The 22028-nt window shown below is 67.9% G+C and carries 20 protein-coding genes and 3 pseudogenes; 6 read left to right on the top strand and 17 right to left on the bottom strand.

Annotated features, from left to right (window positions below; genetic code table 11):
* The 3 genes and pseudogenes from TSH20_RS07360 to TSH20_RS34895 form a co-directional block, all read right to left on the bottom strand.
* A pseudogene (locus TSH20_RS07360) lies at positions 1 to 433 on the bottom strand (Spy/CpxP family protein refolding chaperone); the annotation flags it as partial.
* Positions 434 to 587: 154 nt separating this feature from the next.
* Entirely contained in the window at positions 588 to 938 is a 351-nt protein-coding gene (locus tag TSH20_RS07365; RefSeq protein WP_109074116.1) for a hypothetical protein, read from the bottom strand.
* 253 nt (positions 939 to 1191) lie between these two features.
* The gene (locus tag TSH20_RS34895) at positions 1192 to 1338 is read right to left on the bottom strand and encodes a hypothetical protein (RefSeq protein WP_158281962.1); all 147 of its coding nucleotides are present in this window, start codon (positions 1336 to 1338) and stop codon (positions 1192 to 1194) included.
* Between the two features lie 24 nt (positions 1339 to 1362).
* Between TSH20_RS34895 and TSH20_RS34900 the strand changes: the two genes are divergently transcribed.
* Both TSH20_RS34900 and TSH20_RS36115 read left to right on the top strand, forming a co-directional pair.
* On the top strand, positions 1363 to 1830 hold the full coding sequence (locus TSH20_RS34900) for a cbb3-type cytochrome c oxidase subunit I (RefSeq protein WP_158281963.1): 468 nt from the start codon (positions 1363 to 1365) through the stop codon (positions 1828 to 1830).
* Positions 1831 to 1954: 124 nt separating this feature from the next.
* Positions 1955 to 2083: a hypothetical protein gene (locus TSH20_RS36115; RefSeq protein WP_256379221.1), complete on the top strand. Its 129-nt coding sequence runs from the start codon at positions 1955 to 1957 to the stop codon at positions 2081 to 2083.
* A 118-nt stretch (positions 2084 to 2201) separates the two neighbouring features.
* On the opposite strand, the gene TSH20_RS07375 is transcribed toward TSH20_RS36115, so the two are convergent.
* The 4 genes and pseudogenes from TSH20_RS07375 to TSH20_RS07390 all read right to left on the bottom strand — a co-directional run.
* Positions 2202 to 2639: a DUF305 domain-containing protein gene (locus tag TSH20_RS07375; RefSeq protein WP_158281964.1), complete on the bottom strand. Its 438-nt coding sequence runs from the start codon at positions 2637 to 2639 to the stop codon at positions 2202 to 2204.
* Between the two features lie 95 nt (positions 2640 to 2734).
* Positions 2735 to 3133 carry a DUF302 domain-containing protein gene (locus TSH20_RS07380; RefSeq protein ID WP_109074119.1) on the bottom strand — a complete coding sequence of 133 codons (399 nt, stop codon included), beginning with the start codon at positions 3131 to 3133 and terminating at the stop codon, positions 2735 to 2737.
* A gap of 228 nt (positions 3134 to 3361) precedes the next feature.
* Entirely contained in the window at positions 3362 to 4411 is a 1050-nt protein-coding gene (locus TSH20_RS07385; protein ID WP_109074120.1) for a DMT family transporter, read from the bottom strand.
* Positions 4412 to 4603: 192 nt separating this feature from the next.
* A pseudogene (locus tag TSH20_RS07390) lies at positions 4604 to 5059 on the bottom strand (type II restriction endonuclease); the annotation flags it as partial.
* 47 nt (positions 5060 to 5106) lie between these two features.
* On the opposite strand from TSH20_RS07390, the gene TSH20_RS07395 reads away from it, so the two are divergent.
* Both TSH20_RS07395 and TSH20_RS35275 read left to right on the top strand, forming a co-directional pair.
* Positions 5107 to 5361: a DUF305 domain-containing protein gene (locus TSH20_RS07395; RefSeq protein ID WP_348770414.1), complete on the top strand. Its 255-nt coding sequence runs from the start codon at positions 5107 to 5109 to the stop codon at positions 5359 to 5361.
* Positions 5362 to 5804: 443 nt separating this feature from the next.
* Positions 5805 to 5939 (top strand): annotated as a pseudogene (locus TSH20_RS35275) (DDE-type integrase/transposase/recombinase); the annotation flags it as partial.
* A gap of 190 nt (positions 5940 to 6129) precedes the next feature.
* On the opposite strand, the gene TSH20_RS07405 reads toward TSH20_RS35275, so the two are convergent.
* The 9 genes from TSH20_RS07405 to TSH20_RS07450 all read right to left on the bottom strand — a co-directional run bounded on the left by TSH20_RS07405 (position 6130) and on the right by TSH20_RS07450 (position 14727).
* The gene (locus TSH20_RS07405; RefSeq protein ID WP_109074122.1) at positions 6130 to 7422 is read right to left on the bottom strand and encodes a gallate dioxygenase; all 1293 of its coding nucleotides are present in this window, start codon (positions 7420 to 7422) and stop codon (positions 6130 to 6132) included.
* Positions 7423 to 7637: 215 nt separating this feature from the next.
* Complete coding sequence (locus tag TSH20_RS07415) at positions 7638 to 8573, bottom strand: DUF1932 domain-containing protein (protein ID WP_109074123.1); 936 nt, start codon at positions 8571 to 8573, stop codon at positions 7638 to 7640.
* Positions 8574 to 8590: 17 nt separating this feature from the next.
* A complete protein-coding gene (locus tag TSH20_RS07420) occupies positions 8591 to 9304 on the bottom strand; it encodes an ABC transporter ATP-binding protein (protein WP_109074124.1) in 714 nt (237 codons plus the stop codon).
* Positions 9297 to 10052 carry an ABC transporter ATP-binding protein gene (locus TSH20_RS07425; protein WP_109074125.1) on the bottom strand — a complete coding sequence of 252 codons (756 nt, stop codon included), beginning with the start codon at positions 10050 to 10052 and terminating at the stop codon, positions 9297 to 9299. The genes TSH20_RS07420 and TSH20_RS07425 overlap by 8 nt, the downstream gene beginning before the upstream one ends.
* The gene (locus TSH20_RS07430; protein ID WP_158281965.1) at positions 10052 to 11077 is read right to left on the bottom strand and encodes a branched-chain amino acid ABC transporter permease; all 1026 of its coding nucleotides are present in this window, start codon (positions 11075 to 11077) and stop codon (positions 10052 to 10054) included. Before TSH20_RS07430 ends, TSH20_RS07425 begins: the two co-directional genes overlap by 1 nt.
* Before the next feature lie 47 nt (positions 11078 to 11124).
* Positions 11125 to 11991 carry a branched-chain amino acid ABC transporter permease gene (locus TSH20_RS07435; protein WP_247871201.1) on the bottom strand — a complete coding sequence of 289 codons (867 nt, stop codon included), beginning with the start codon at positions 11989 to 11991 and terminating at the stop codon, positions 11125 to 11127.
* Between the two features lie 30 nt (positions 11992 to 12021).
* Positions 12022 to 13209, bottom strand: a complete 1188-nt coding sequence (locus TSH20_RS07440) for an ABC transporter substrate-binding protein (protein ID WP_109074127.1) — start codon at positions 13207 to 13209, stop codon at positions 12022 to 12024.
* A gap of 61 nt (positions 13210 to 13270) precedes the next feature.
* Positions 13271 to 13981, bottom strand: coding sequence for a 4-carboxy-4-hydroxy-2-oxoadipate aldolase/oxaloacetate decarboxylase (locus TSH20_RS07445; protein WP_109074128.1), 711 nt, complete (start codon positions 13979 to 13981; stop codon positions 13271 to 13273).
* Positions 13978 to 14727 carry a PIG-L deacetylase family protein gene (locus tag TSH20_RS07450; RefSeq protein ID WP_109074129.1) on the bottom strand — a complete coding sequence of 250 codons (750 nt, stop codon included), beginning with the start codon at positions 14725 to 14727 and terminating at the stop codon, positions 13978 to 13980. The genes TSH20_RS07445 and TSH20_RS07450 overlap by 4 nt, the downstream gene beginning before the upstream one ends.
* Before the next feature lie 214 nt (positions 14728 to 14941).
* On the opposite strand from TSH20_RS07450, the gene TSH20_RS07455 reads away from it, so the two are divergent.
* Both TSH20_RS07455 and TSH20_RS07460 read left to right on the top strand, forming a co-directional pair.
* Positions 14942 to 15601 (top strand): TetR/AcrR family transcriptional regulator, encoded by a 660-nt coding sequence (locus tag TSH20_RS07455; RefSeq protein ID WP_199231908.1) that lies wholly within the window; start codon positions 14942 to 14944, stop codon positions 15599 to 15601.
* Positions 15602 to 15622: 21 nt separating this feature from the next.
* Positions 15623 to 16720 (top strand): 4-oxalomesaconate tautomerase, encoded by a 1098-nt coding sequence (locus TSH20_RS07460; RefSeq protein ID WP_109074130.1) that lies wholly within the window; start codon positions 15623 to 15625, stop codon positions 16718 to 16720.
* 116 nt (positions 16721 to 16836) lie between these two features.
* Here TSH20_RS07460 and TSH20_RS07465 read toward each other — a convergent pair whose 3' ends face one another.
* Positions 16837 to 21948 (bottom strand): ATP-binding sensor histidine kinase, encoded by a 5112-nt coding sequence (locus TSH20_RS07465; protein ID WP_109074131.1) that lies wholly within the window; start codon positions 21946 to 21948, stop codon positions 16837 to 16839.
* Positions 21949 to 22028: the final 80 nt, after the last annotated feature.

Genomic DNA, 22028 nt, shown 5'->3' on the forward strand with positions numbered 1-22028 from the left:
GCAGGGTGTCGGCGAAGGCATTCCACTGCGGCGCCTGGGCGTCGGTGATCCCAAGTTCCGCCTTCAGGAAGGCGATGCGGCCCTCGACGTGCTCGAACGGCAGGCCCATGCCGCCCTGCTGGTCCATCATCATCTGGCGCATCATGGGCATCATCTGCTCCATCATGCCCGGCCCCATCATGCCTGACCCCACCCTGTTGGATTGGCCGCTCTGCTGACCCATCATGCCGGGCATCGCGGGCTGGCCGCCCTGGGACGGCTGGGCAGGCGTCGGGGCAGGAGCGGGCTGGGCCTGGGTGGTCGTGGTGCCGCCGGGGTGGTGGGCCTGGTGGTCCTGACCTTGGACCGGAGTGGTGACGGTCTGGGCCTGGGCAGCCGACATCATGGCGACGAGGGCAAAGACCGGGAGCATTGTGCGGGTGAAAGACGACATGGCGTCCTCCGTCTGATCATCTGGTTCGAGCCGTCCCGGTCGGACTCCATGCAGGAGCGCCGGGGACACAAAGGCCGAGCGCACGAAATCCGGCGACGTCCTTCGCTGAGCCGAAGCTCACGCTGGACGCGGACAGATTCGTGGTATCAGAGGATCAGAGAGGGGGACGCAGTGCGGGGTCGCTATCGATGCCTTCGGGCGTGGCCAGGGCAAGCAGATAGTCTGCCCGGTCGATGGCCGGAATGAAGGCTGCGATGGCACCGACGGGAAGGCCGCCATGCATGGTCGCGCACTGGGCGACGCTGCAGCAGGCATCGTCACCGAGCACACCAAGATCCTTGCAGGGGTCCTGCTTGTGCTCATGGTCTGCCACGCCGGCGACACCATCGTCATGCGTGTCGACCAAGGCGTGCTCATGAGGCGCCGGCGAATGCTGGTGAGGCAGCAGACTGGCGTGGCTCGGCACGGCATAGACGAGCAGCGTGGCCAGCATCAGCAGGCTCACCACCACCCTCCTCACCGCCGACCACGTCCCACGCCACATGGCGATTGCCTTCCTTGTCCGAGGTCGGACGGCACCTTGCGTGCCCACCGGCCCCTCTGCCAAAGGTAATACCATCCCCTGGTCCCTGCAACAGGACGATCGTCTCGACGACCGCCCCTGTCAGGGTCCCGGAAGAGTGCGGCGGACTGTCACTCCGCTTCCATCACCAATCCAGGCCAGTAAAACAAGCATCAACCCTCCAGCGGTGGGAGGGTCAATACGAAAAGCGCGCGATGGCAATGCCGGTCGATCGGCGGCGTCGGGTGACGGACATCGATGCCCGCAATCGTTTCACCTCCATCGGCTTCGCCCTGTTCGCCTGGGCGGGGTTCCTGGTGGTCAGCGCGATCGCCGCGACCAACGCCTTTCTTCCCGGTTCGTCTCGGTGCCGACCCTGGCGGCCTTCGCCATCATCGTCTCCTCGCTGGAAGCCAGCGCCCGGGCGCGAGGCGCCACCGGTTTCTTCGGCTGGATGCGGGGGCTGCCCTGGCGCAACCCGGCGATGGCGACCATGGGCTGGGCGGTGGTGAACATGATGCTCGGCATCACCTTCGCCTTCGTCCTGATCCAGGAGAAGCTGGCGCCGATGCTGTCGGACACCTTCTTCGTCCCCGGCTATTTCCACTTCTTCGCCGTCGGCGTGCTGACCCAGACCTTCCTGGCGGCGCTGATGGTGATCCTGCCGGCACTTGGCGGAGGCAGCCTGTGGCGCCCGGACCTGCTGCGGCGCATGCCGGCCGTCGTGACACTCGGCCTGCTGATCTTCGGCGCGGCCGGCATCACCGCCGGGTTCATGGGGGTGCCGCGCCGAATCTTCGACTTCAGCTACGGCGGTATGGCCCCGGCGGCATAGCCGGTGCTGATGGCCCTGGTCGCCGCCATGTACGTATTCACCATCGTCACGTTCCAACTGATCCAGTCGCTGCCGATCATCGTCATCGGCAGCGGACATGGCCATTGAGCGCAGGAGAACCGCCATGAAACTGAACGAAGAGTTCTGGCTCGTCGTTGTCGTCATCGCCGCCGTCTACGCCCTGGTCCCCAGTCTTGGCATGCCCGGTTACGTCCCGTTCCGCGACGTGAGGCTCAGCGCCTCAGGTATTTGATGAGGGCGGCAATCCCGAGGATGATGAGGGCAAGCAACAGAACCCAGAGGATCGCCATGCCGCCCATGGCCCAACCCGAGCCCTCCATGCCGCCCATCATCACGGAAAACTCCTGCCGTTACTTGTTGCTGGATTGCTTGGTCGGGTGCTGCTTCAGCCAGTCCTGAAGCTGCTGAACCCCTTTCGTCTGATCATCGACCATCTTCTGGGCCATCGCCTTGAGGTCGGGATCCTTGCCGTATTGGAGTTCGACGCGGGCCATGTCGATGGCGCCTTGATGATGGGCCGCCATCATCCGCGCGAAGTCCTGGTCGGCGTCGCCGGTCATCGGCTTGCGCATGTCCCGGTTCATCTTCTGCATGCTCTGCATGTACGCACGCGAAGCCGGATCCTTGGGCATATTCTGCGCCCGCTGACCTTGGTGCATGCCTTGACCCTGCATCATGCCCTGGTTCCCACCCATGCCGGGGCCACCCATCGGCGCCGTGGTCTGGCCTTGCGGCGCCGGTTGGGTCTGCTGGGCCGCCGCGCTTCCGGCGATCAGGGCTGTTGCCATGGCCAGCGGGACGATGATGCTGCGAGCATGATGAGCCATCTCGGTGGTTCTTCTCTGGGGTTGGGCCGGTCGGGGGCCCTTGTTGGCTTGCGGGGCTATGCCCGATTGCCCAAATCGTCGATCACCTGACGAAGCATGCCCTGGACCTGACGGGCGACGTCGGCGAGGCTAGGGTTGTCGATCGCCTGCATGGAGGCGACCGGGTCAACTGCGGACACCTCCACTTTGCCGTCCTCGCGCTGTTGCACGATGACGTTGCATGGTAGCATGGTGCCGATCTTGTCCTCGGCCTGAAGCGCTTGGAAGGCCATCTTCGGGTTGCAGGCGCCGAGGATGCGATAGGGTCGATACTCGACGTCCAGCTTTTTTTTCAGCGTCGCTTTCACGTCAATCTCGGTCAACACACCGAACCCGTGCTCCTTGAGGGCATCGGTGGTAGCCGAGACGGCGTCCTCGAACGGCATTTCGACGACTTTGGAGAAATGGTACGTCACGACGCTCCTCCCTTCGACTGGGGCGGTAGCCGGGAGACACCCTGGCCGCCCATGAGATGGTTTCGGCGCGCTTTCTAGCTCACGCAGAATATCAAATTCCCCTAATGAACGAGCGGCATGGCCAGAGGTTCCGCCGCTGCCAACGAGGAGCTTGCTCATGGTGGCGGCCACGATGAAGCCGACCGACCGCGCACCAGGCCCCAGGACGAGAACACCGCTTTTTCCTGCCTAATGCGTGTGGCGGTGGTGGATGTCCGGAAAATGCGGGTGGGCGTGAACCAGCGGCTTGTGGGTGTGCGGATGACTGTGCGGCTCCGGCCCTTCCCAGCCCTCATGTTCGTGCTGGTGATGCTCGTCATGGACGTGACGGTGCTCATGATCCATCGACTCGTGCCGGTGTTCATGCTCGTGCCGTTCGATGAGATGGAGGTACAGCCCGACGCCCATCAACGCGGCGGCGACGACAAAGCGCATGGTGACCGGCTCGCCAAACGCCAGGATCGCAACGGCGGCACCGGCGAAGGGTGCCAGCGAGAAGTAGGCTCCGGTCCGCGCCGATCCCAGATGGCGCAGCGCCAGCACGAACAAGGTGAGCGAGACGCCGTAGCCAAGGAAACCGACCACTGCCGCCGCGAGGAACGGACCCGCCGAAGGCAATGTTCCGCCGACCAACCAGGCAAGGATCACGTTGACCGTCCCGGCGACGGCGCCCTTGAGCATGGAGATCTGGAGCGGGTCGGCGCTCGACAGCTTGCGGGTCAGATTGTTGTCGATGCCCCAGGCCAGACACGCCCCTGCGATGGCCAGTGCTCCCCAGCCGATTCCCTCCGGGCCACCGCTCCACGACAGCAACAGTGCCCCGGCGAGGATCGCCGCCGCCCCGAGGGCGATACGCCGGTCGACGTTCTCGCGGAACACGACCCAGGCGATGCCCAGGGTGAACAGGCCTTCCAGGTTCAGCAGGAGCGAGGCCGTCGAAGCGGGCGTCGTGCTCAAGCCCACCATGAGCAGAACGGGCCCAGCGATTCCTCCAGCCGCAATAACAGCGGCCAGCCATGGCAGGTCCTGACGTGCCAGCGGCGCCTCCGACGACGGCCCGGCCCGCAGACGGCGCGCGGCGTGGAGCATGGCCAGCCCGACGCCCGAGGCGAGGTAGAGCAGTCCAGCGAGCATCCACGGGCTGATGTCTCCGAGCAGCGCCTTCGCCAACGGCGTGCTGGCGCCAAAGAGCGCGGCCGAGAGCAGTGCGTAGGCGATACCTTGCCAGCGGTGGGTCATTTCAGTTCACCTCAGACGACATCAACCGGAACAAGGTGGAGGGGGCCGCCACCGTTTTCGACCCGAATGGCCGTGTGGCCAATGCAGAAACGCCCCGGCTCGGCAGTCGCAAGTGACACCAGCAGACCAAGGCCCACCACCTCGCCATGGCAAAGAGCGGGTTCAGCCACTGACGCCGGAACTGTAATCTGCTCAGACCAGAGGCCGGGCAATGGCGTTGATGGCCTTCACGCCGGAGCCGAAGCGGGCAATGAACTCCCGGTGGCTTTCGAGTTCACCGTACGGCAGGTAACGCACTTGGAGGTCGGCCGCGCGGCTGAACGCCGGTCGGGCTGGCTGCGCCCGGACCTCTTCCTCGCGGCCGTTCGGCGCCACCAGGAACATTCCTTCGAGGGCATGTGTCTCGGTGCCGAGCGCCAGATCGAGCATGAGGACGATGCCGGAGTAGATGGAGGTCGAGTGCTCGACCTCGAAGGCGGCGGCGACATGCGCCTTGCCCCGGTCGAGCCACAGCACGTCGATGAGCCGGATGGCGTCGGCGCCGGGCGCCTTCTCGATGGTCTCGGGCAGCCGCTCGAGGCAACCCTCCCCGAGCTTGCCGCTGTTGTAGGCCCGGCTGCGATCATTGGCGGGGATCCACACGTCGTAGCATGGTGCAGGGGGGCTCGATGTCCAACTCCCCGGGCTCTCAAGCGATGATGGGGTCGATGCGGAAGATGCAGCAGTCCATGATGACGCAGCCGATGACCGGTGATACCGATCACGACTTCACCTCCATGATGCGGGAGCATCACCGGGGGGCCGTCGACATGGCGCGGGCCGAACTCCAGAACGTGCGCGATCCTGAGCTCCAGAAGATGGCCAGGAAGATCATCACCGACCAGGAGAAGGAAATCGGGCAACTCGGCCGCTGGCTTGCCTGCCATCTGGCCAAGCCGCTCCAGAGTTGATGGCGGCGACCTATTTGATGTCTCCGCGTTGGTCCAGGCCGAGGGCTCGGACGAACTCCAGGGCGCGCTCGGCTCCAGCGATCCACGGATCGGGTCGAACGTCACGCGCGCCTTCTTGGGGGCGCGGCGACGCGAGGCCCGCTCACGCTTGCTGATGGCCGCAAGCCGCACCTCGACCTGGGAGGAGAAGTTCAGCCGCTCCCCATGCGGGCGCGAGACCGAAACCTCCACACCGTCAGGGCATTCTCCGCTCGGTCCTGGCGTCAAACGTCGACCGGTGGCAGCTTCAATTCCCGGTGGCTTCGCGCCCCCGCAACCAAATCACCAGAAAGCCCGCCTCCATCTGGAGCGCGGGCTTTTTGGTGTCCGCATGGTTCGGCCGGCTGGGCGTGACATCCGGCCGCTTCACTTGTCCAGGGCCCCGACGGTCGGGTGTGAGTAGCGCCAACAAGGGGCTCAGCAACCGGGCGGAGAACTCACATCAGCCGACCCGACGACGCGAGCGGCAGATGAAGTGCTTCAAGTCATCTCGGCAGGTGCAGCGCTTCCTGTCCATCCACGACCTGGTCAACAACCTCATCCACCTTCGTCGCGATCATCGCCCCGTTTCTGACCATCGTACCGCCCGAGTTCAAGCCCCCCGGTTTGGGCCGAGATGGTCGGCGCGCCGCTGGCCGCGTGATCACTCCATCTATAGGACATCCTTGGTCAAGACGCGCTTACCATCACTGAGCGTACCTACAAGTTGACAGTGCCCACGAGGGCAGGTCAGTTCTTTTCCTTGTCCCAGGCCAGCGCCGCGGCATCGTTGCCGGCTACGGAATAGAGAGCGCCGGGGGCGTTCCTCGTCTTCTGGAACTCCTCCAGCGTCTCGCCACGCATGGCGGCGTAGATGTGCAGGTTGGAAGTGCCGACCACCGCCCCCAGCTTTTCCAACATGAAGAAGATCACTCCGTGATGGATCATGCCGCGCCAATCGCGGTCGCGGACCAGCCGGCGCTCCTCTTCCGTCAGGCCGGCTTCTTCGAAGGCGGCTTCCGGATCGGCGAGGAAGCGGGCGCGGTGCGCCGGCTCCACCATCCGATGCAGGAAGCGGTTGAGACGGTAGGCCTTGGCGCTGGTGGCGTGGGTGAAGGGATAGGTGCCGGCGAGGTCCTCGGCGCCGGCCAGCTGGCGGGCCATATGGGCGCGATGCGTGCCGACGACGTCGGCCGGCGGCTCGATCGCTTCGTTCTCGTAGATGACGGTGGCGATGCCGGTCATCGAAGGCAGGTAATAGGTCTGGTGGATTTTGCGCACCGTCGCCGACATCGCCCCGCGCATCACCAGCCACATGATGACCTCCGCCCCCTCGAGCCCGCCGAGACGGGCGAAATCGGCGTGGGTCATGCGGGTCAGCGCCTCCGGGTCCTTTTCGATCATCTCCAGGAAGCGGGTGTCCCATTCGACATTGTTGAAGCCCGCGCGCTCGCCATGGACCTGATGCGACAGGCCGCCGGTGGCGACGATCACCACCTTCAGATCCTCCGGATAGCTCTCGATGGCACGACGGAGCGCCTGACCCATCTTGTAGCAGCGCAAAGCGGTCGGGATCGGGAACTGCAGAACGCCGACCTGCAACGGCACGATGGGAACCGGCCAGTCCGGTTCGTGCGGCAGCAGCATCGACAGCGGCGAGAAACAGCCATGGTCGAGCGGCCGTTCCTGGAAGAAGGACATGTCGAACTCGTCCGCCATCAGGGAGGTGCCGATGTGGCGCGCGAGTTCCGCATGCCCCTTCACCGGGGGCAGCGCCCGCGCCCCGCCGCCCTCGTCGGCGACTTGATAGGATTCGCCGATGCCCAGCGTGAAGGCCGAATAGTGGTCGAAGAAGAAGGAGGTGACGTGGTCGTTGTAGACGAAGAACAGCACGTCCGGCTGCTTTTCGGCCAGCCATTGGCGGACCGGCTCATAGGCCGCAAAGATCGGTGCCCAGACGGGGTCGTTCTGCTTCTGCCGGTCGAAGGCGAAACCGATGGTCGGGGTGTGAGAGGTCGCGATCGACCCTATGATGCGTGCCACGTTGTCCTCCTCGGGGGCTAGTTGGTTTTTTGTGAGTGGTTGTTTCGCTTGCCCCCACCCCGACCCTCCCCCGCTGGGCGGGGGAGAGAGCAAGTGCTTGTTCGGAAAAGCGGCGGCAGTCCCTCCCCCGCCCAGCTCTCGCACAAAGCATTGCGTTGTGCGAGAGCGGCGGGCGACCGTAGGTCCGCTGAGAGCAGGGGAGGATAGGTAGGGGTTTAACGCTGCACCTCACGGCGCTCCGCAAGCGCCGCCAGCACCTCGCGCGCGATGCGCCTTGCGTCGCTCGGCACCTCGCCGCCGAAGCGCTCCTTCACGCCCAGGTCGGAGACCCATTGCTGGTGGGCGGCGGTGGCGGTGGGGAGGAAGCCGCTGACGCCGGCATGGTCCAGCGTCGCCGCAACCTCGCGCATTTCGGCGGCGCGGCGCTTTCCGTGGACGACGACCCGTTCCATCACGTGATCGGCAAGGTCGGCGAAGTCGATGTTGGACAGCGACGAGGCGACCGACGGGATGATGCGGTCCTCGATCCCCAGCTTCACCGCGGCGGTGACGCATTCCATCGTCACGCTCTCGAAGCCCTTGATGGCGATGCTGCGGATCATCTTGATGGTGGAGGCGTCGCCCGTCCGCTCCGACACCAGCTCGACCTTCATGCCGAGCGCCGTCAGGATGGGGGCCGCCTTCGCCGCAGCCGGACCGCTGATCAGAAGCGGCGTCTGGTGCAGACGGGGATGCACCGGCGCCATCACCGCCACGTCCACCGTGCCGGCGCCGTGCGCAGCCACCCGCTCCGCCGCATCCGCCTTGCGGAAGGGTGCCGCGGAGTTGAGGTCGAGCCACAGCAGGCCGGGATGCACACCCGGCAGCACACTGTCCGCCGCGGTCAGCACCTGATCGGCGGTGACGGCGGAGATGACCATGTCGGCCTTCGCTGCTGCCTCGGCGGCGCCGGCGACCGGCTCCACGTCCAGGGCACGGCATTCGGCGCGCTTGGCTTCGGCATGGGCCGGGTCGTCGAACAGGATGTCGTAGGCGAGGACGGTGACGGGACCGCGCGAGCGCCAGCCGCGGGTGAAGGCCTGGGCGGCTTCGCCGAAGCCGATGAAGGCGATGGTCGGGGCAGGGGCGGGGGCAGGGGTCGGGTTGCTCATTCTGGTGTCCCGGTGGCTCAGTGCAGGGCGCCGCCGATGCCGCAGAGGGCGTCGAGCTTGGCGGGATCGTCGATCAGGGTCTGGCTGGCGCCGTCGAAGGCGATGCGGCCACGGCTCATCACCATGGTGCGCGGGGCGAAGGCGAGCGCCAGCTTGGCATGCTGCTCCACCATGATGATGGACAGGTTACCCTCGTCGCGCAGGCGCAGCAGCGCATGGAACAGCTGCTCCACGATCACCGGGGCTAGCCCTTCAAAGGGTTCGTCCAGCAGCAGCAGGCTGGGGTTCGTCAGCAGCGCGCGGCCGAAGGCCAGCATCTGCTGCTCGCCGCCCGACAGTTGGTTGCCCATGTTGGTCCGGCGCTGTCGCAGGCGCGGGAACAGGTCGTAGATGCGATCAAGCGTCCAGGCGCCGGGACGCAGGCCCACCAGCAGATTTTCCTCCACCGTCAGGGAGGGGAAGATCTCGCGTTGCTGGGGGACGAAGCCGATGCCGGCATGGGCGCGGCGGTTGGGCCGCAGCGCTGCGATGTCGACGCCGCCAAGGCCGATGCGGCCGGCATGCAGGCGGGTCAGCCCCATGATGGTGGCGAGCAGGGTGGTCTTGCCGACGCCGTTGCGGCCGATGATCGACAGCTTGCCGCCGATCGGCAGATCGAAGCTGAGATCCTCCAGCACCACAGTGGCGCCGTAGCCGGCGCGGATGTTCGACAGGGACAGCGCCTCAGGCATGGATGCCCTCCCCCAGATAGACGGACTTCACCGTCTCGTTGTTGGCGATCTCGTCCGGCGTGCCGCGGGCCAGCACCGCACCCTGGACCAGCACGGTGATGCGCTGGGCAAAGCGGAAGACGAGGTCCATGTCATGTTCGATGATCAGCACGGCGAGATCGCTGGCGAGGTTTTCCAGCACCTCGATCACCGTCCCGGTCTCCGTCGACGGGATGCCGGCGGCCGGTTCGTCCAGCAGCAGCACCTTCGGCCGCAGGGCCAGCGCGATGGCGATCTCCACCAGCCGCTGGCGGCCATAGGGCAGTTCCCGCACCTCGCGGTTGCCCCAGGGATCGAGGCCGAGGCGGCCGAGGATCTCGTATGCCTCGTCGCGGATCAGCCGGCGGCGCGACGGGCTGGGCAGCGGCCGCCAGCCCTGGCCGTGGAACTCGTCCAGCGCCAGGATGACGTTCTCCGCCACCGTCAGGTTGTTGAACAGCGTGTTGATCTGGAAGGTGCGGACGAGGCCGCGCTTCACCCGTGCCTCGATCGACAGCGCGGTGACGTCCTCGCCGTCCAGGATGACGGAGCCGGAGGTCGGCGGGACGAGGCCGGTCAGCAGGTTGACGAAGGTGCTCTTGCCGGCGCCGTTGGGGCCGATCAGCGCCTCGAAGGTGCCGGGCTCCAGCGAGAAGTCGATGGTCTGCGCGACGGTCAGCGCGCCGAAATTCTTCTGGAGCGCGTGTGTTTCGAGAATTGCGGCAGGCATCACGCGGCCTCCTTCCGGTGCAGCAGGGCCAGCAGGCGGTCGACCAGACCGATCAGCCCCTTCGGTGCGAACAGCACGATCACCGCCAGCAGCAGGCCGAGCCAGAAGTACCAGTAGGCGGGGTCGAGTGCCGACAGCCGGTCCTTGAACAGGGTGAAGACCACCGCCCCCAGCAGGGCGCCCCACAGCCGGCCGGCGCCGCCCAGCGCCACGATGATCAGGATCTCGCCCGACAGGCTGAAATGCAGGACGTTGAGGCCGACGAACTGCGATGTCTGGGCCAGCAGCGCCCCGGCGATGCCGGCCAGCGCGGCGGAGACGATGTAGATCGACAGCAGGCGGCGCTGCACGCCGGTGCCGATGGCCTGCATGCGCACCCGGTTCTCGCGGATGCCGACCAGCGAGCGGCCATAGGGCGAGCGCGTCATCAGCACGGCGAAGACCACGACGACGATCAGCACCGCCAGAGTGTAGAGGAAGGCGGTCAGGCCGAAGATGTCGAACTCGAACAGGCCGGCGACGGGGGAGATGATCATGCCCTGCAGGCCGTCGGCACCGCCGGTCAGGGGCTTGGCCCGGTTGGCGATCTCGTAGACCAGCGACGCGAAGGCCATGGTCAGCATCAGTTGCCCCAGGCCGCGGGTGCGCAGAACCAGGACGCCGGTGGCCGCTCCCAGCAGGGCCGAGACCGCGCCGGCCAGCAGCAGCGCGGACAGCGGCTCCGTCCAGCCGAGTTCGACCGAGGCGATGCCGACCGCATAGGCGCCCAGCCCGAAGAAGACGGCATGGCCGAGCGTGACGATCCCGGCGAAGCCGACCAGCAGATCGACCGACAGCGCGAAGATCATGGTGATGGCGACCTGGGCGGCGAGCAGCCAGTAGGCCTCGCCGAACAGCAGGGTGGCAAGCGCGCCGAGGCCGAGCAGGACGGCGATGACGAGGTCGCTGCCGCCCCGGCCCATCGCCAGCCCCCGCCAGGTGGAGGGCGCCGCGGCCCCCTGGTAGGAGACGGAGAGGCTTTTCACAGGTTCGTTCCTTGGGATTGGCCGGGACATCGGTCGTTCCATGGGTCTCAGCTCCGCACGCCGAAGAAGCCGGCCGGCTTCGCCAGCAGGATGGCGATGACGACGCCGTAAATGAAGAAGGCGCCGAATTCCGGGATCAGGTACTTGCCGGCCACATCGACGACGCCGATGCACAGCGCCGCCAGGAAGGGGCCGAAGATGGAGCCCAGCCCGCCGACCGCGACGACGATCAGGAACAGGATCAGATATTCCTGCCCGTAGGTCGGCGTGATCGACAGCACGTCGGCACCGATGCCGCCGCCGAGCCCGGCGATGCCGGTGCCGAGCGCGAAGGTCAGGGTGAACAGGAGGCGGGTGTCGACGCCGACGGCCTCCGCCATGTTGCGGTTGTCCACCGCCGCCCGGATGCGCATGCCCATGCGGGTGCGGCCGATCAGCAGCCACAGCGCAGCCAGGATGGTGACGCCGGCGACGATGACGAAGGCGCGGTAGGCCGGGAAATCGATCCCGCCCAGCGTCACCTGACCCGACAGGGCGGCCGGAATCTCCGGCTGCTGCTGCAGCGGGCCGAAGGCCAGCGTGAAGCCGGCGATGGCCATGAACAGCAGGGCGATGGAGAACAGCACCTGCCGCAGTTCGTCGGCGCCGTAAAGGGTGCGGACCACCAGCCGCTCGACCACCGCCCCGGCCAGCGCCACCGTGACGAAGGCGGCCGGCAGGGCCACCCAGAATTGCAGCCCCAGCGACCGGGTCGCCATGACCACGACATAGCCGCCGGCGGCGGCGAAGGCGCCATGGGCGAGGTTGGCGAAGTTCATCAGGCCCATGGTGATGCCGAGCCCGACGGAGACGATGTAGAGGACCATCGCGAAGGCGAGGCCGTGGAACAGGATGGTCAGAGCAGCCGTGATCACGGGGCCGCACTCCCTTTTTCAAGAGCGGTGTTACTTGGCCTTGCCCGGATCCTTCACCGCGGCGAAGGTCTCGAACTCGACGTTGCGCAGCGTGCCGTTCACCGTCTCCACCCGGCGGATGTAGATGTTCTGCACGATGTCGCGGGTCTCGGGATCGACGGCGATGGGGCCGCGCGGGCTTTCGGCGCTCCAGTGGCTCATCGCGTCCACGGCGGCCTTGCCGTCGCCCTTGCCCTTCATCGCCTTGATGGCGTGGTGGATGGCGGCCATTCCGTCATAGCCGCCGACGGCCATGAAGGTCGGCGTGCTGTCGGCGCCATAGGCGGCCTGCCATGCCTTCAGGAAATCGGCGTTGGCCTTGCTGTCATGCGCGGTGGAATAATGGAAGCCGGTGACCACGCCCAGCGCGGCATCGCCCATGTTGGGCAACTCGTCCTCCACCGTCACCTCGCCGGAGCCGATCAGGCGGATGCCGGCCTCCTTCAGGCCCAGGCCATGGTACGCCTTCATCAGCGCGGTCGACTGGGTGCCGCCGGGCAGGAAGACATAGAGCGCGTCGGGCTTGGCGTCCTTCACCTTTTGCAGGAAGGGGACGAAATCGGGGCTCTGGACCGGCACGCGGACCGACTGCACGACCGATTTCCCGTCACCCTTGAAGCCGGCGGTGAAGGCCTCTTCCGCCTCGACGCCGGGGGCGTAGTCGGAGACCAGCGTGTAGACCGTCCTGATGTCGGCCTGCTTGGACGCCCATTGCGCCAGCGGCTGGGTGAATTGCGGGATGGTCTGCGAGACACGGACGATGTAGGGGGAGGCCTTCGTCGTCGCCGACGCGGCGGCGTTCATGATGACGAAAGGAACCTTCGCCTGGGTGGCGATCGGGGCGATAGCGTTGGCGTTCGGCGTGAAGATGATGCCGGCCAGGAAATCGACGTGGTCGCGCACCACCAGCTCCTGCGCCAGCCGCTTGGCGACGTCGGGGGCCGGGCCGGTGTCGTCGCGCACGACCAGTTCGACCGTGTCGTCACCGAGGTCGGCCTTGTGCAGTTGTTCGTAGAGCCGCGCCCCGCGCTCGATCTGCTGGCCGAGCGAGGCGGTCGGGCCGGAGAGCGAGGCGATCAGCCCGACCTTGTAGGCCTTGGCGGCGGCGCTGCCCGCCATCGGCAGCAGGGCGGCGGCGGCCATGGCGGTGCCGAGGGTGAGGGTGCGGAAGCTGGTCATTGTGGTGGGTCCTCCCAGGGAATTTGTTGTGGGTGTGTTGGGTGGGGGTGAAAAAGGCGCGTCAGCGCCCCAACTCCTCCAGACGGTCGACATAGACCAGCCCCGCCTCGGCCAGTGCCGGGCGCATGTCGTACATGTCCAGGCCCAGTTCGCCGGACGCGAGGCGCTTGCGCTTGTCCTCCTCGTTGGCCGAGCGCTTCTGGGCAAGGGCAGCCACTTCCGCAGCGCGCGAGGCCGGCACTACGACGACGCCGTCGTCGTCAGCGACGATCACGTCGCCCGGATTGACCAGCGCCCCGGCGCAGACCACCGGAATGTTGACGGAGCCGAGAGTCGCCTTGACGGTGCCCTTCGCGGAGACCGCGCGCGACCAGACCGGGAAGCCCATCTCCTGCAGGCTGGCCACGTCGCGGCAGCCGGCATCGATCACCAGCCCGCGCACCTGCCGCGCCATCAGCGAGGTCGCCAGCAGGTCGCCGAACATGCCGTCGGTGTTGTCGGTCGTGACGCCGACCACCAGGATATCGCCGGGGCGGCACTGCTCCACCGCCACATGCAGCATCCAATTGTCGCCGGGCTGGGCCAGCACGGTGACGGCGGTGCCGGCGACCCGCGCCCCCGGCCAGACAGGGCGCATGTAGGTCTTCATCAGCCCCAGCCGCCCCATCGCCTCATGCACCGTGGAGACGCCGAGCGTGGCGAGGCTTTCGACCGCCGCCCCATCGGCACGGTCGATGCTGCGGACAACGACGCCGAGCTTGGTCGGGATCATGCCAGCTCCTCCAGCACCATCGGGAAGACGCGCTGATAGGCTTCGCCGTGGGTCATGCCCTGTCTGGTGCCATAGGTGGCGCCGCGCCCGGCGTTGCGGCCGCCCTGGGCGCCGCGCTGCAACGCCACGCGGGTGTAGTAGTCCCACAGATGCGTCTGGGCCGGCAGCGTCTCGAACGCCTTGCGCTTGATGTCCCAGACCTCGTCGATGTTCAGGATGACGTTCGGCTTGAAGTCGCACTGTTCGGGCTGGTGCGGCTCGAACAGGAAGACCGGCGGGGCGCCAAGCGTCCTGGCGCCGGGATCGTGGCCGGCGGCCTGGGCGATGATGCGGGCCTGCTGGGCGAAGCGGGCGGCGTCGGGGTGGTCGTGGTTGTAGGGGTCGGCCGCCGCATGGGTCAGGACGAAAGCCGGCTGGACATCGCGATAGATGTCGACCAGCCGGTCCAGCATCTCGCGGTTCAGCGCCAGCGGATAATCCTCCGTATCGAAGAACTCGATCTCGGCGCCGAGGATCTCGGCGGCACGCAGGGCCTCGTCATGGCGCTGGCGCTTCACCGCCTCCAGTGTGGCCCCCGGCTGCTTCCACGCACCCTGGCTTTCGCCACGGGCGCCATAGGACAGGCAGACGATCTTGACGCGGTAGCCGCGTCTGGCGTGCAGAGCGATGGCGCCGCCGGCGCGCCAGACGAAGTCTCCCGGATGCGCGCTGACGACCAGCGCGCCCTTTTGCGATTGCGTGCTCATGGCGGTGTGCGCCTGTGGTTCGGGGGTTTTGGTTGAACGACCGCCTTATTTGGACGGCTGTACAAATGCTAGGCATCGCCGCAGTCCTGTGTCAACATGAATTTGACGGACGTACAATCGGCCAGATGCGTCGTTCAAATTATTTGTACGGACGACCAAATGGCGCTAGGATGGCGGCAGTTGTTCCGCTCCATCCGATCCGGAGGTCGATCCCGTGCTGACCGCGCAACGCCAGAACTCGATGAGGGAGGCGATCCTCGATGCCGCGGAAGATCTGTTCTCCAAGAACGGCTTCCGTGCGGTGTCGATGCGGGAGATCGCCCAGGCGTCGGGCGCCAATCTCGGCAGCATCAGCTATCATTTCGGCTCAAAGGACGGGCTGCTGCGCGCGATCTACGAACGCCACTCCGGCCCGATGAACCGGCGCCGGCAGGAATTGCTGACGGAGGCGCAGCGCATCCGCGATCCCGACGACCGGCTGCAGGCGATCGTGCGCGCCTTCATCCTGCCGTCGCTGTCCCAGACGGAGGGCAGCATCGGCGGCGGCGCCCGCTTCGCCCGGCTGCGCGCCGTGGTGATGGCGGAGCGTCACGAGGAGGCGCAGAAGATCATCGCGGAGACCTTCAACCCCATCAATCTCGCCTTCATCGACGCGTTGCAGGCCTGCCTGCCGCATCTGCCGCGGGCCGACATCGTCTGGCGCACGCATTTCCTGCTGGGGGCGGTCAGCTACACGCTGATCAACCCGTGGCGGGTGACGCGCCTGTCGGACGGCGAGGCGAATGGCGAAAACACCGAAGAGGCGCTGGTCCAGATCGTCCGCGCCGCCGTCGCCGCCTTCCGCGCGCCGGCGGGGAGCGATCCCGCGCCCTGACTGATTAGGGAGCTTGAGACGATGACCGAGCAGATCGGCATCCGCTGCGCGCTGATGCGCGGCGGCACCTCGAAGGGCGCCTATTTCCTGGCGTCGGATTTGCCGGACGATCCGGCGGCTCGCGACCGCATCCTGCTGGCGGCACTCGGCTCGCCCGATCCGCGCCAGATCGACGGCATCGGCGGGGCGCATCCGCTGACCAGCAAGGTGGCGGTGGTGTCGAAATCCGACCGGCCGAACTGCGACGTCGATTACCTGTTCCTGCAGATCGTGCCGGACAAGCCGATCGTCTCCGACAAGCAGAATTGCGGCAACATCCTGGCCGGCGTCGCCCCCTTCGCCATCGAACGAGGGCTGATGCAGCCGGCCGGAGAGCGCACCACCGTGCGCGTCTATATGGTCAATTCCGACAGCAAGGCGGAGGTGACGGTTGAAACGCCGGGCGGGCGCGTGCGCTATGACGGCGACGTCGCCATCGACGGCGTGCCGGGCACCCATGCGCCGGTGACCCAGGCATTCCTCGACACGGAAGGCTCGGCCTGCGGCGCGCTGCTGCCGACCGGGCGGACGAAGGACGAGATCGACGGCGTGCCTTGTACCCTGATCGACAACGGCATGCCGGTGGTCGTCCTGCCGGCATCCGCCCTCGGCCTGACCGGTTACGAGGATGCCGACGCGCTGGAAGGCGATGCCGTCCTGAAGGAGCGGTTGGAGAGGATTCGGCTTGCCGCCGGGCCGCTGATGGGGCTGGGCGACGTGCGGGCGCAGACGGTGCCGAAGCTGACCCTGGTGGCGCCGCCACGTGACGGAGGAATGATCTGTACCCGGACCTTCACGCCTTTCAGCCTGCATGCCTCCATCGGTGTGCTGGGCGCGGTGACGGTGGCGACGGCCTGCCTGCTGGACGGATCGCCGGCCCATGCGCTGGCGGCGGTGCCATCTGGCCCGTCCAAGCTCTGCGATGTGGAGCATCCGTCGGGCCGGCTGACGGTGGCGCTTGAGATCGATCCACTTGCAATCGATGGGGGCGCTGCGGACTTGAAGTTGCGCCGCGCGGCTCTGGTGCGGACGGCGCGGCTGCTGATGGACGGGACCGTGTTCGTGGCCGTCGCGCGCTGACCTCATGGGGACGAGCCGCTTCAAAGGCGATCTCGACGAAAGCGACGAGCCACCGGAGTTCCAGCGATTGCCAGTCACCCGTCCAGGTCGCTGGCATATCTGAACTCCCGCCTCGTTCAGGTGAACGTGACACTGCCGTCCGCTGCGACGGGCAGGGTGAAGGTGAAGCGGCTGCCGCCGCTGTCACTGTCCGCCGACAGGGTCCCGCCATGGGCGGACATGACCGAGCGGCAGATGGACAGTCCCATTCCCATGCCCCTGTCCTTGGTGGTGAAGAAGGGATCGAAGATCCGCGCCAGGATGTCGGGGGAAATGCCGCTGCCGGTGTCGCCGATGCTGACCGCGAGCACGCCGTCGGTCACCCGGCTTTCGACCAGAAGCTCGCGCTGTCCGCCATGGTCGGCCATGGAATCCAGCGCGTTGGTGACGAGATTCAGAACCACCTGCTGCAGCTGTGTGCGGTCGCCCCGCACCTGGACGCCGTCACCGCGGAGATCGGCGGTCAGGCGGACGCCGCGCTTGCCGATCTCGTCGGCGGTCAGGGTCAGCACCTCCTCCACCAGGGGATCGACGGACAGCGGCTCCAGCACCAGGGGGGCCTGCTTCGCAAGCGACCGCAGCGCGCGCAGGATATCGGCGACGCGCAGACCGGCGGTGCGGATGTCCTCCAGGTTCGACAGGGCCTCCGCCACGTCGGGAGTGGGGGCCTTCAGCCAGCGCAGGCTGGCGCCGGCGCTGGCGACGATGCCGGCGAGCGGCTGGCTGATCTCGTGGGTGATGGAAGCCGCCAGTTCGCCCATGACCGTCAGGTGGCTTGCCCGCGCCAGATCGGCGCGCGCGACACGAAGGGCCGCCTCCATTTCCTGGCGGCGGCGATTCTCCAGCATCAGGTCGGTGTAGAGCCGGGCCGCTTCCAGCGCGTTGGCTGCCTGCGGGGCCAGCACCTCCAGCATCGCCGCCTTGCGCGGCGTGAAGACGTTCAGCGCAAGGTCGTTTTCCAGATACAGGACGCCGACCAGCCGGCCCTGCTTGATCAGGGGCTGGCAAAGGAACGACCCCGCCTTCGCGCCGGCGGTCGCCGCATCGCCGGATGAGAGCGTCCGTCGGGTGCGCAGCACGGTGTGCAGGACGGCGGCCGGCACGCGATCCTCCGCCGGCACGTCGTCGGTCAGCCGGACCACGATGTCGCTGTCGACCACGGTCGCCGTCGCCTCCACCCGCGGTTCGTCACCGCGCATCAGCAGCAGGGCGCCGCGCCGGGCACCGGCATGGACGATCATGTTGACCATCAGCCGCTCGACCAGCCGGTCCAGCAGGATCTCCTCCGACAGGGCATGGGCCGTCTTCAGCACCAGCTCCATGTCCAGATCCTCGATGCCCTGACGGGCGTCGGCAGGGCCGTCGCCGGCCAGGAAGGGGAATTCCGCCTCCAGCCCCTTCACCTTGGCCAACGCCCCCCAGCGCCGGTAGGCGGCCGACGCCAGCCTCAGCTGGTCGCGGGCGGCATAGCCAAGCTGCAGCGACCGGGCATGGCGGCCGGCCAGTTCGTGGGCCAGTCCCTGTTCATGGGAAAAGCCGGCCGCAGCCGCCGCTGCTGCGGAGTCGTCATAGAGACGCATCGCCTCGACGTCGCGTCCGTCCAGCCTCGCCATCTCCGCATCGACCAGGGCCAGCTTGTTGCGGAAGGTCAGCGGATTGATGTCCGCCCACAGGGCCAGCCGCCGGCGGCAGTGCGCCACCTCGTCCCGCGCCGCTGCGGGATCTGAGCCGGGATCCTGGGTGTGCAGCACGGCGTTGTAGAAGGTCAGTTCGCCAACGGAGATATGGGCCGGTGCCGCCCAGGTCATGCCGAAGGCCGGCGTCAGGTTGGCCCGAGCCAGGGCGAAGTCGCGGTGGTAGAGCGCCGCCTGTCCGCGCAGCTGCCAGGTCCAGAAATACAGCGCCGACATCGGCGTGCGGCCCGGTGCCGTCGCGGGATCCTGGAAGGCGGCTTCCCAAGCGCCCACCGTCTGGCCGGCGTTCTCCTGCAGCGACTGCACATAGTCCTGTTGGGTCGACATCAGATCGACGATGTCGTCGAATCCCGCGTCCCGCGCGATGGCGATCAACGGGTCCGTCTCCTCCCGCACCGCCGACAGCCGCTCCCCCATCGCCAGCAGGTCGGAGACGATGTGGTTGCAGCTGTAGCAGAGCATGCGCAGCTCGGCGCACTGGTGCCCGACCTTTTTGGCCTCGCGCACGTGGGCCAAGCCGTAGGACAGCGGCTGTGTCCAGGGGCTGACCTGATCCAGCGCCACCAGCACCGGGGTGCGATAGCGTTCGAAGCCGTGGCGGTCCACCAGTTGCAGCGCCGCCGAGGCGTAGGCGAACCCTTCCACATACTCGTCGAAGACGGTCGCCAAGGAGACGCCGAACCACGCGATTCCCTGGGCCGAGGCGGCGGTCACGCCATGCTTCAGCGTCAATTCCACCATGGTGGCGAGCTGAAGATGCACCAGATCGGCCGACGGGTAGAAGAAGGCCGCCTCCAGCGCCGTCAGCAGCGCCATGGCGGCTTCCATGCACGGATCGTCCATCGCCGGCAGGTCGACCAGGGCCGAGACCGGCCGGCCATCCAGCAGGCACCTGATCCGGTCGTAAGTGGCGGCGACCGCCCCCGGCGGCGGATCGGTGGGCAGGTCGATCCCCAACTGCGCCAATCCTTCCAGCGCCACCCGCACCGCGCCGCGGAAATCCGACGCCACGGTCAGCCGCGCAGCCTTCAGCCGGTACGCCTCGGCGCCGTCGATGGCGCCGTCGGCGTGGCGGAACAGCCCGTCGATGGCGCGGTCAGCCCCGGCCGCGTCGCCGCTGGCCAGCAGGCATTCGGCCGTCAGCACCGCCGCTCGCCATGCCGACGGGTAGGATCGGGTCCAGCGCTCCGCCCCCAGGATGCGGTCGGCACCTGCCAGATAGGTCAGCGCCCGGCCACGCGCGGCGGCGGCGACCGCCTGACCCGCCGCGTCGATCAGGGTGCCGGCGAATTGATCGGCCCGCTCGGCACACAGTTGGGAGCCGAGTGACAGCTCGATCTGTGCGGCGATCCTGAACAGTTCCTCCGGACCGCGGTCGGGCCACAGAGACAGCATGGCCGAGGCGATGGCCGCATGCTGCGCCGGGCGGTCCTCTTCCGGCGTCAGCCCATAGGCGGCCTCCTGCACGCGGTCATGCACCAGCACCCAGCCGCCGGAATCCCCGTGCAGCACCAGCCCCGCCGCAGCCGCAGGCGCGAGCGCGGCCTGCACCGCGGCGGGCGGCAGGCCGGCGACCGACGCGAGGAGCCGGTCATCGGCGCCATTGCCGATGGAGGCCAGCAGCCGCACCGCGGTCCGGCTGGCGGCCGGCAACCGGCGCAGCCGGACGACCAGCAGGTCGGTGACCGTCTCGCCGCCCGGCAGCAGGGCCGCCGTTCCGGCCGTCCATGTCCAGGCCGAGCGGCCGGCGTCGTGGCGCAGCGCCCCGTCATCCGCCAGGGTGCGGAGAAGCTGCAGGATGTGCAGCGGGTTGCCGCCGGTCTTCTCGCCGATCAGCCGCAGCAGGTCCTCCGCCCGGTCGACCGGCTCGTCCAGCACGGCCGTGACCAGGGCGGCGGTCGCCTGCGGGCCGATCGGCCGCAGGGCGATCCATGCCGGCGCCGTCGCGTCATCCCGCAAGGCCGACAGGAAACCGAGGAAACTCGGCTGGATGTCGGCGCTGGTGTCCCGATAGGCGGCGATCACCATAAGGCCCGGCGGTGGACTGTCGGCGATGGCGCGAATGAAGGCCAGCGTCGCCTCGTCGGCCCATTGCAGGTCGTCCAGGAACAGCAGGACCGGCGCACCGGGACGGGCGAAGGCCTGCAGGACGCCGGTCAGTATGCGGCGGATGCGCAGCGGCTGCTGGCTCGACGGATCGTCCAGCGTGTGGGCGGCCGGTCCGGTCACCGGCTCGAACTCGGGCAACAGGTGGAGCAAAAGCGCCAGCTGCCCGTCCAGCCGTTCGGCCAGACCGGCGCGCAACGCCTCCAGTTCCTCCAGCGGACCGGCGACCACCGCGGCCGCCAGCCGACGCAACGCCTGGAGCACCGGGGCGTAGGGGACGGCAGGCTGATACTGATCGGTCTTGCCGGCGGCGATGCGGGCATCCGCCGGAAGCCGGTGCCGCATGAAGCCGGCGACCAGCGCGGATTTGCCCGATCCCGGGGCGCCGCCGACGAAGACCAGTTGCCCCCGCCCGCCCGCCGCGGCACGGCCATAGGCATCGCCCAGCCGGCCGAGTTCCTCCTCCCGCCCCAGCAGGGCATCGGGCGGCGCCAGCCGGCGGATGCGGTCGGCCCGCGCCAGTTCGAAGGCGGGGATGTCCCGATGGGCGGACCAGTCCCGCAGGCAGCGCGTCAGGTCGTCGGCCAGCGAAGCGGCACTCTGGTAGCGGTCGTCGGGCGCCTTGGCGATCAGTTTCAGGATCAGCGCGTCCACCATCGGCGGCACATCCGGACGCAGGCTGCCGGGGGATGGCGGCCGCACCGCCATATGGGCGTGCAGCCATTGCGCGGCGGACCCGCCGGTCAGCGGCAGGCGGCCGGTCAGCAGACCGAACAGCACGATGCCCAGCGAATAGAGGTCGCTGCGCTCGTCGCCCGGCTGCCCCTCCGGTCCGGCGGTTTCCGGTGCGGAGTAGGCGGTGGGGCGCCGTCCGGTCTCGCCCTCTGCCTGTCCCGCCTGAAATCCGGTCAGGCGGACCTTCCCGGCCGGGGTGAGGATCAGGGCCTGCGGAGACAGTGCGCCATGCAGCAGATGGCGTCGGTGGGCCTCGGCAAGAGCCCCGGCAGCCTGGGCGGCGACCTCCAGGAACTGGTCGAGGGGCGGCCTGTGCAGGGCGGACAAGGGCTGTCCGCCATCGTCCGGGTAGATCAGCGCCGGTCCGTCGCGGGTCAGCCGCAAGTCCAGCGGGACCAGGGCCCAGTCCTCTTCCAGCAGGGATTTCAGGCTCAGCTCATGGTCGATCTGCCGGCCGGCGGCCTCGTTGGCCCAGCCTGCCCGCGCGGCCAGCCAGCTGACGCCGTCGGCTCCTGTCAGCCGCAGCAGGCTGCGGTTGCCGTCGGTGGCCAGCAGCTCGCGCCGGGCGTCGTCCAGCCACTCCGCAGCCGGTGCCGCGGGCCGGGTGGAAACAGGTGTTTCCCTGTCCCGGAGAGGATCGATACCGGACGCCATCGGACCTTGCTGGCTGCGTGAAAGGGCTCCCGCTCCGGTGATACATCAGTCATCGACGGCGGTATAACCGCCAAACGGCT

It is taken from the genome of Azospirillum sp. TSH20 (assembly GCF_003115935.1).
GTDB lineage: Bacteria > Pseudomonadota > Alphaproteobacteria > Azospirillales > Azospirillaceae > Azospirillum.

Excerpts from the sequence above, each read along its gene's own strand:
- TSH20_RS36115 (WP_256379221.1), top strand. The coding sequence starts at position 1,955 with ATGAAACTGAACGAAGAGTTCTGGCTCGTCGTTGTCGTCATCGCCGCC.
- TSH20_RS07375 (WP_158281964.1), bottom strand. The coding sequence starts at position 2,639 with ATGGCAACAGCCCTGATCGCCGGAAGCGCGGCGGCCCAGCAGACCCAA.
- TSH20_RS07385 (WP_109074120.1), bottom strand. The coding sequence starts at position 4,411 with ATGACCCACCGCTGGCAAGGTATCGCCTACGCACTGCTCTCGGCCGCG.
- TSH20_RS07395 (WP_348770414.1), top strand. The coding sequence starts at position 5,107 with ATGATGGGGTCGATGCGGAAGATGCAGCAGTCCATGATGACGCAGCCG.
- TSH20_RS07415 (WP_109074123.1), bottom strand. The coding sequence starts at position 8,573 with ATGAGCAACCCGACCCCTGCCCCCGCCCCTGCCCCGACCATCGCCTTC.
- TSH20_RS07420 (WP_109074124.1), bottom strand. The coding sequence starts at position 9,304 with ATGCCTGAGGCGCTGTCCCTGTCGAACATCCGCGCCGGCTACGGCGCC.
- TSH20_RS07425 (WP_109074125.1), bottom strand. The coding sequence starts at position 10,052 with ATGCCTGCCGCAATTCTCGAAACACACGCGCTCCAGAAGAATTTCGGC.
- TSH20_RS07440 (WP_109074127.1), bottom strand. The coding sequence starts at position 13,209 with ATGACCAGCTTCCGCACCCTCACCCTCGGCACCGCCATGGCCGCCGCC.
- TSH20_RS07445 (WP_109074128.1), bottom strand. The coding sequence starts at position 13,981 with ATGATCCCGACCAAGCTCGGCGTCGTTGTCCGCAGCATCGACCGTGCC.
- TSH20_RS07450 (WP_109074129.1), bottom strand. The coding sequence starts at position 14,727 with ATGAGCACGCAATCGCAAAAGGGCGCGCTGGTCGTCAGCGCGCATCCG.
- TSH20_RS07460 (WP_109074130.1), top strand. The coding sequence starts at position 15,623 with ATGACCGAGCAGATCGGCATCCGCTGCGCGCTGATGCGCGGCGGCACC.
- TSH20_RS07465 (WP_109074131.1), bottom strand. The coding sequence starts at position 21,948 with ATGGCGTCCGGTATCGATCCTCTCCGGGACAGGGAAACACCTGTTTCC.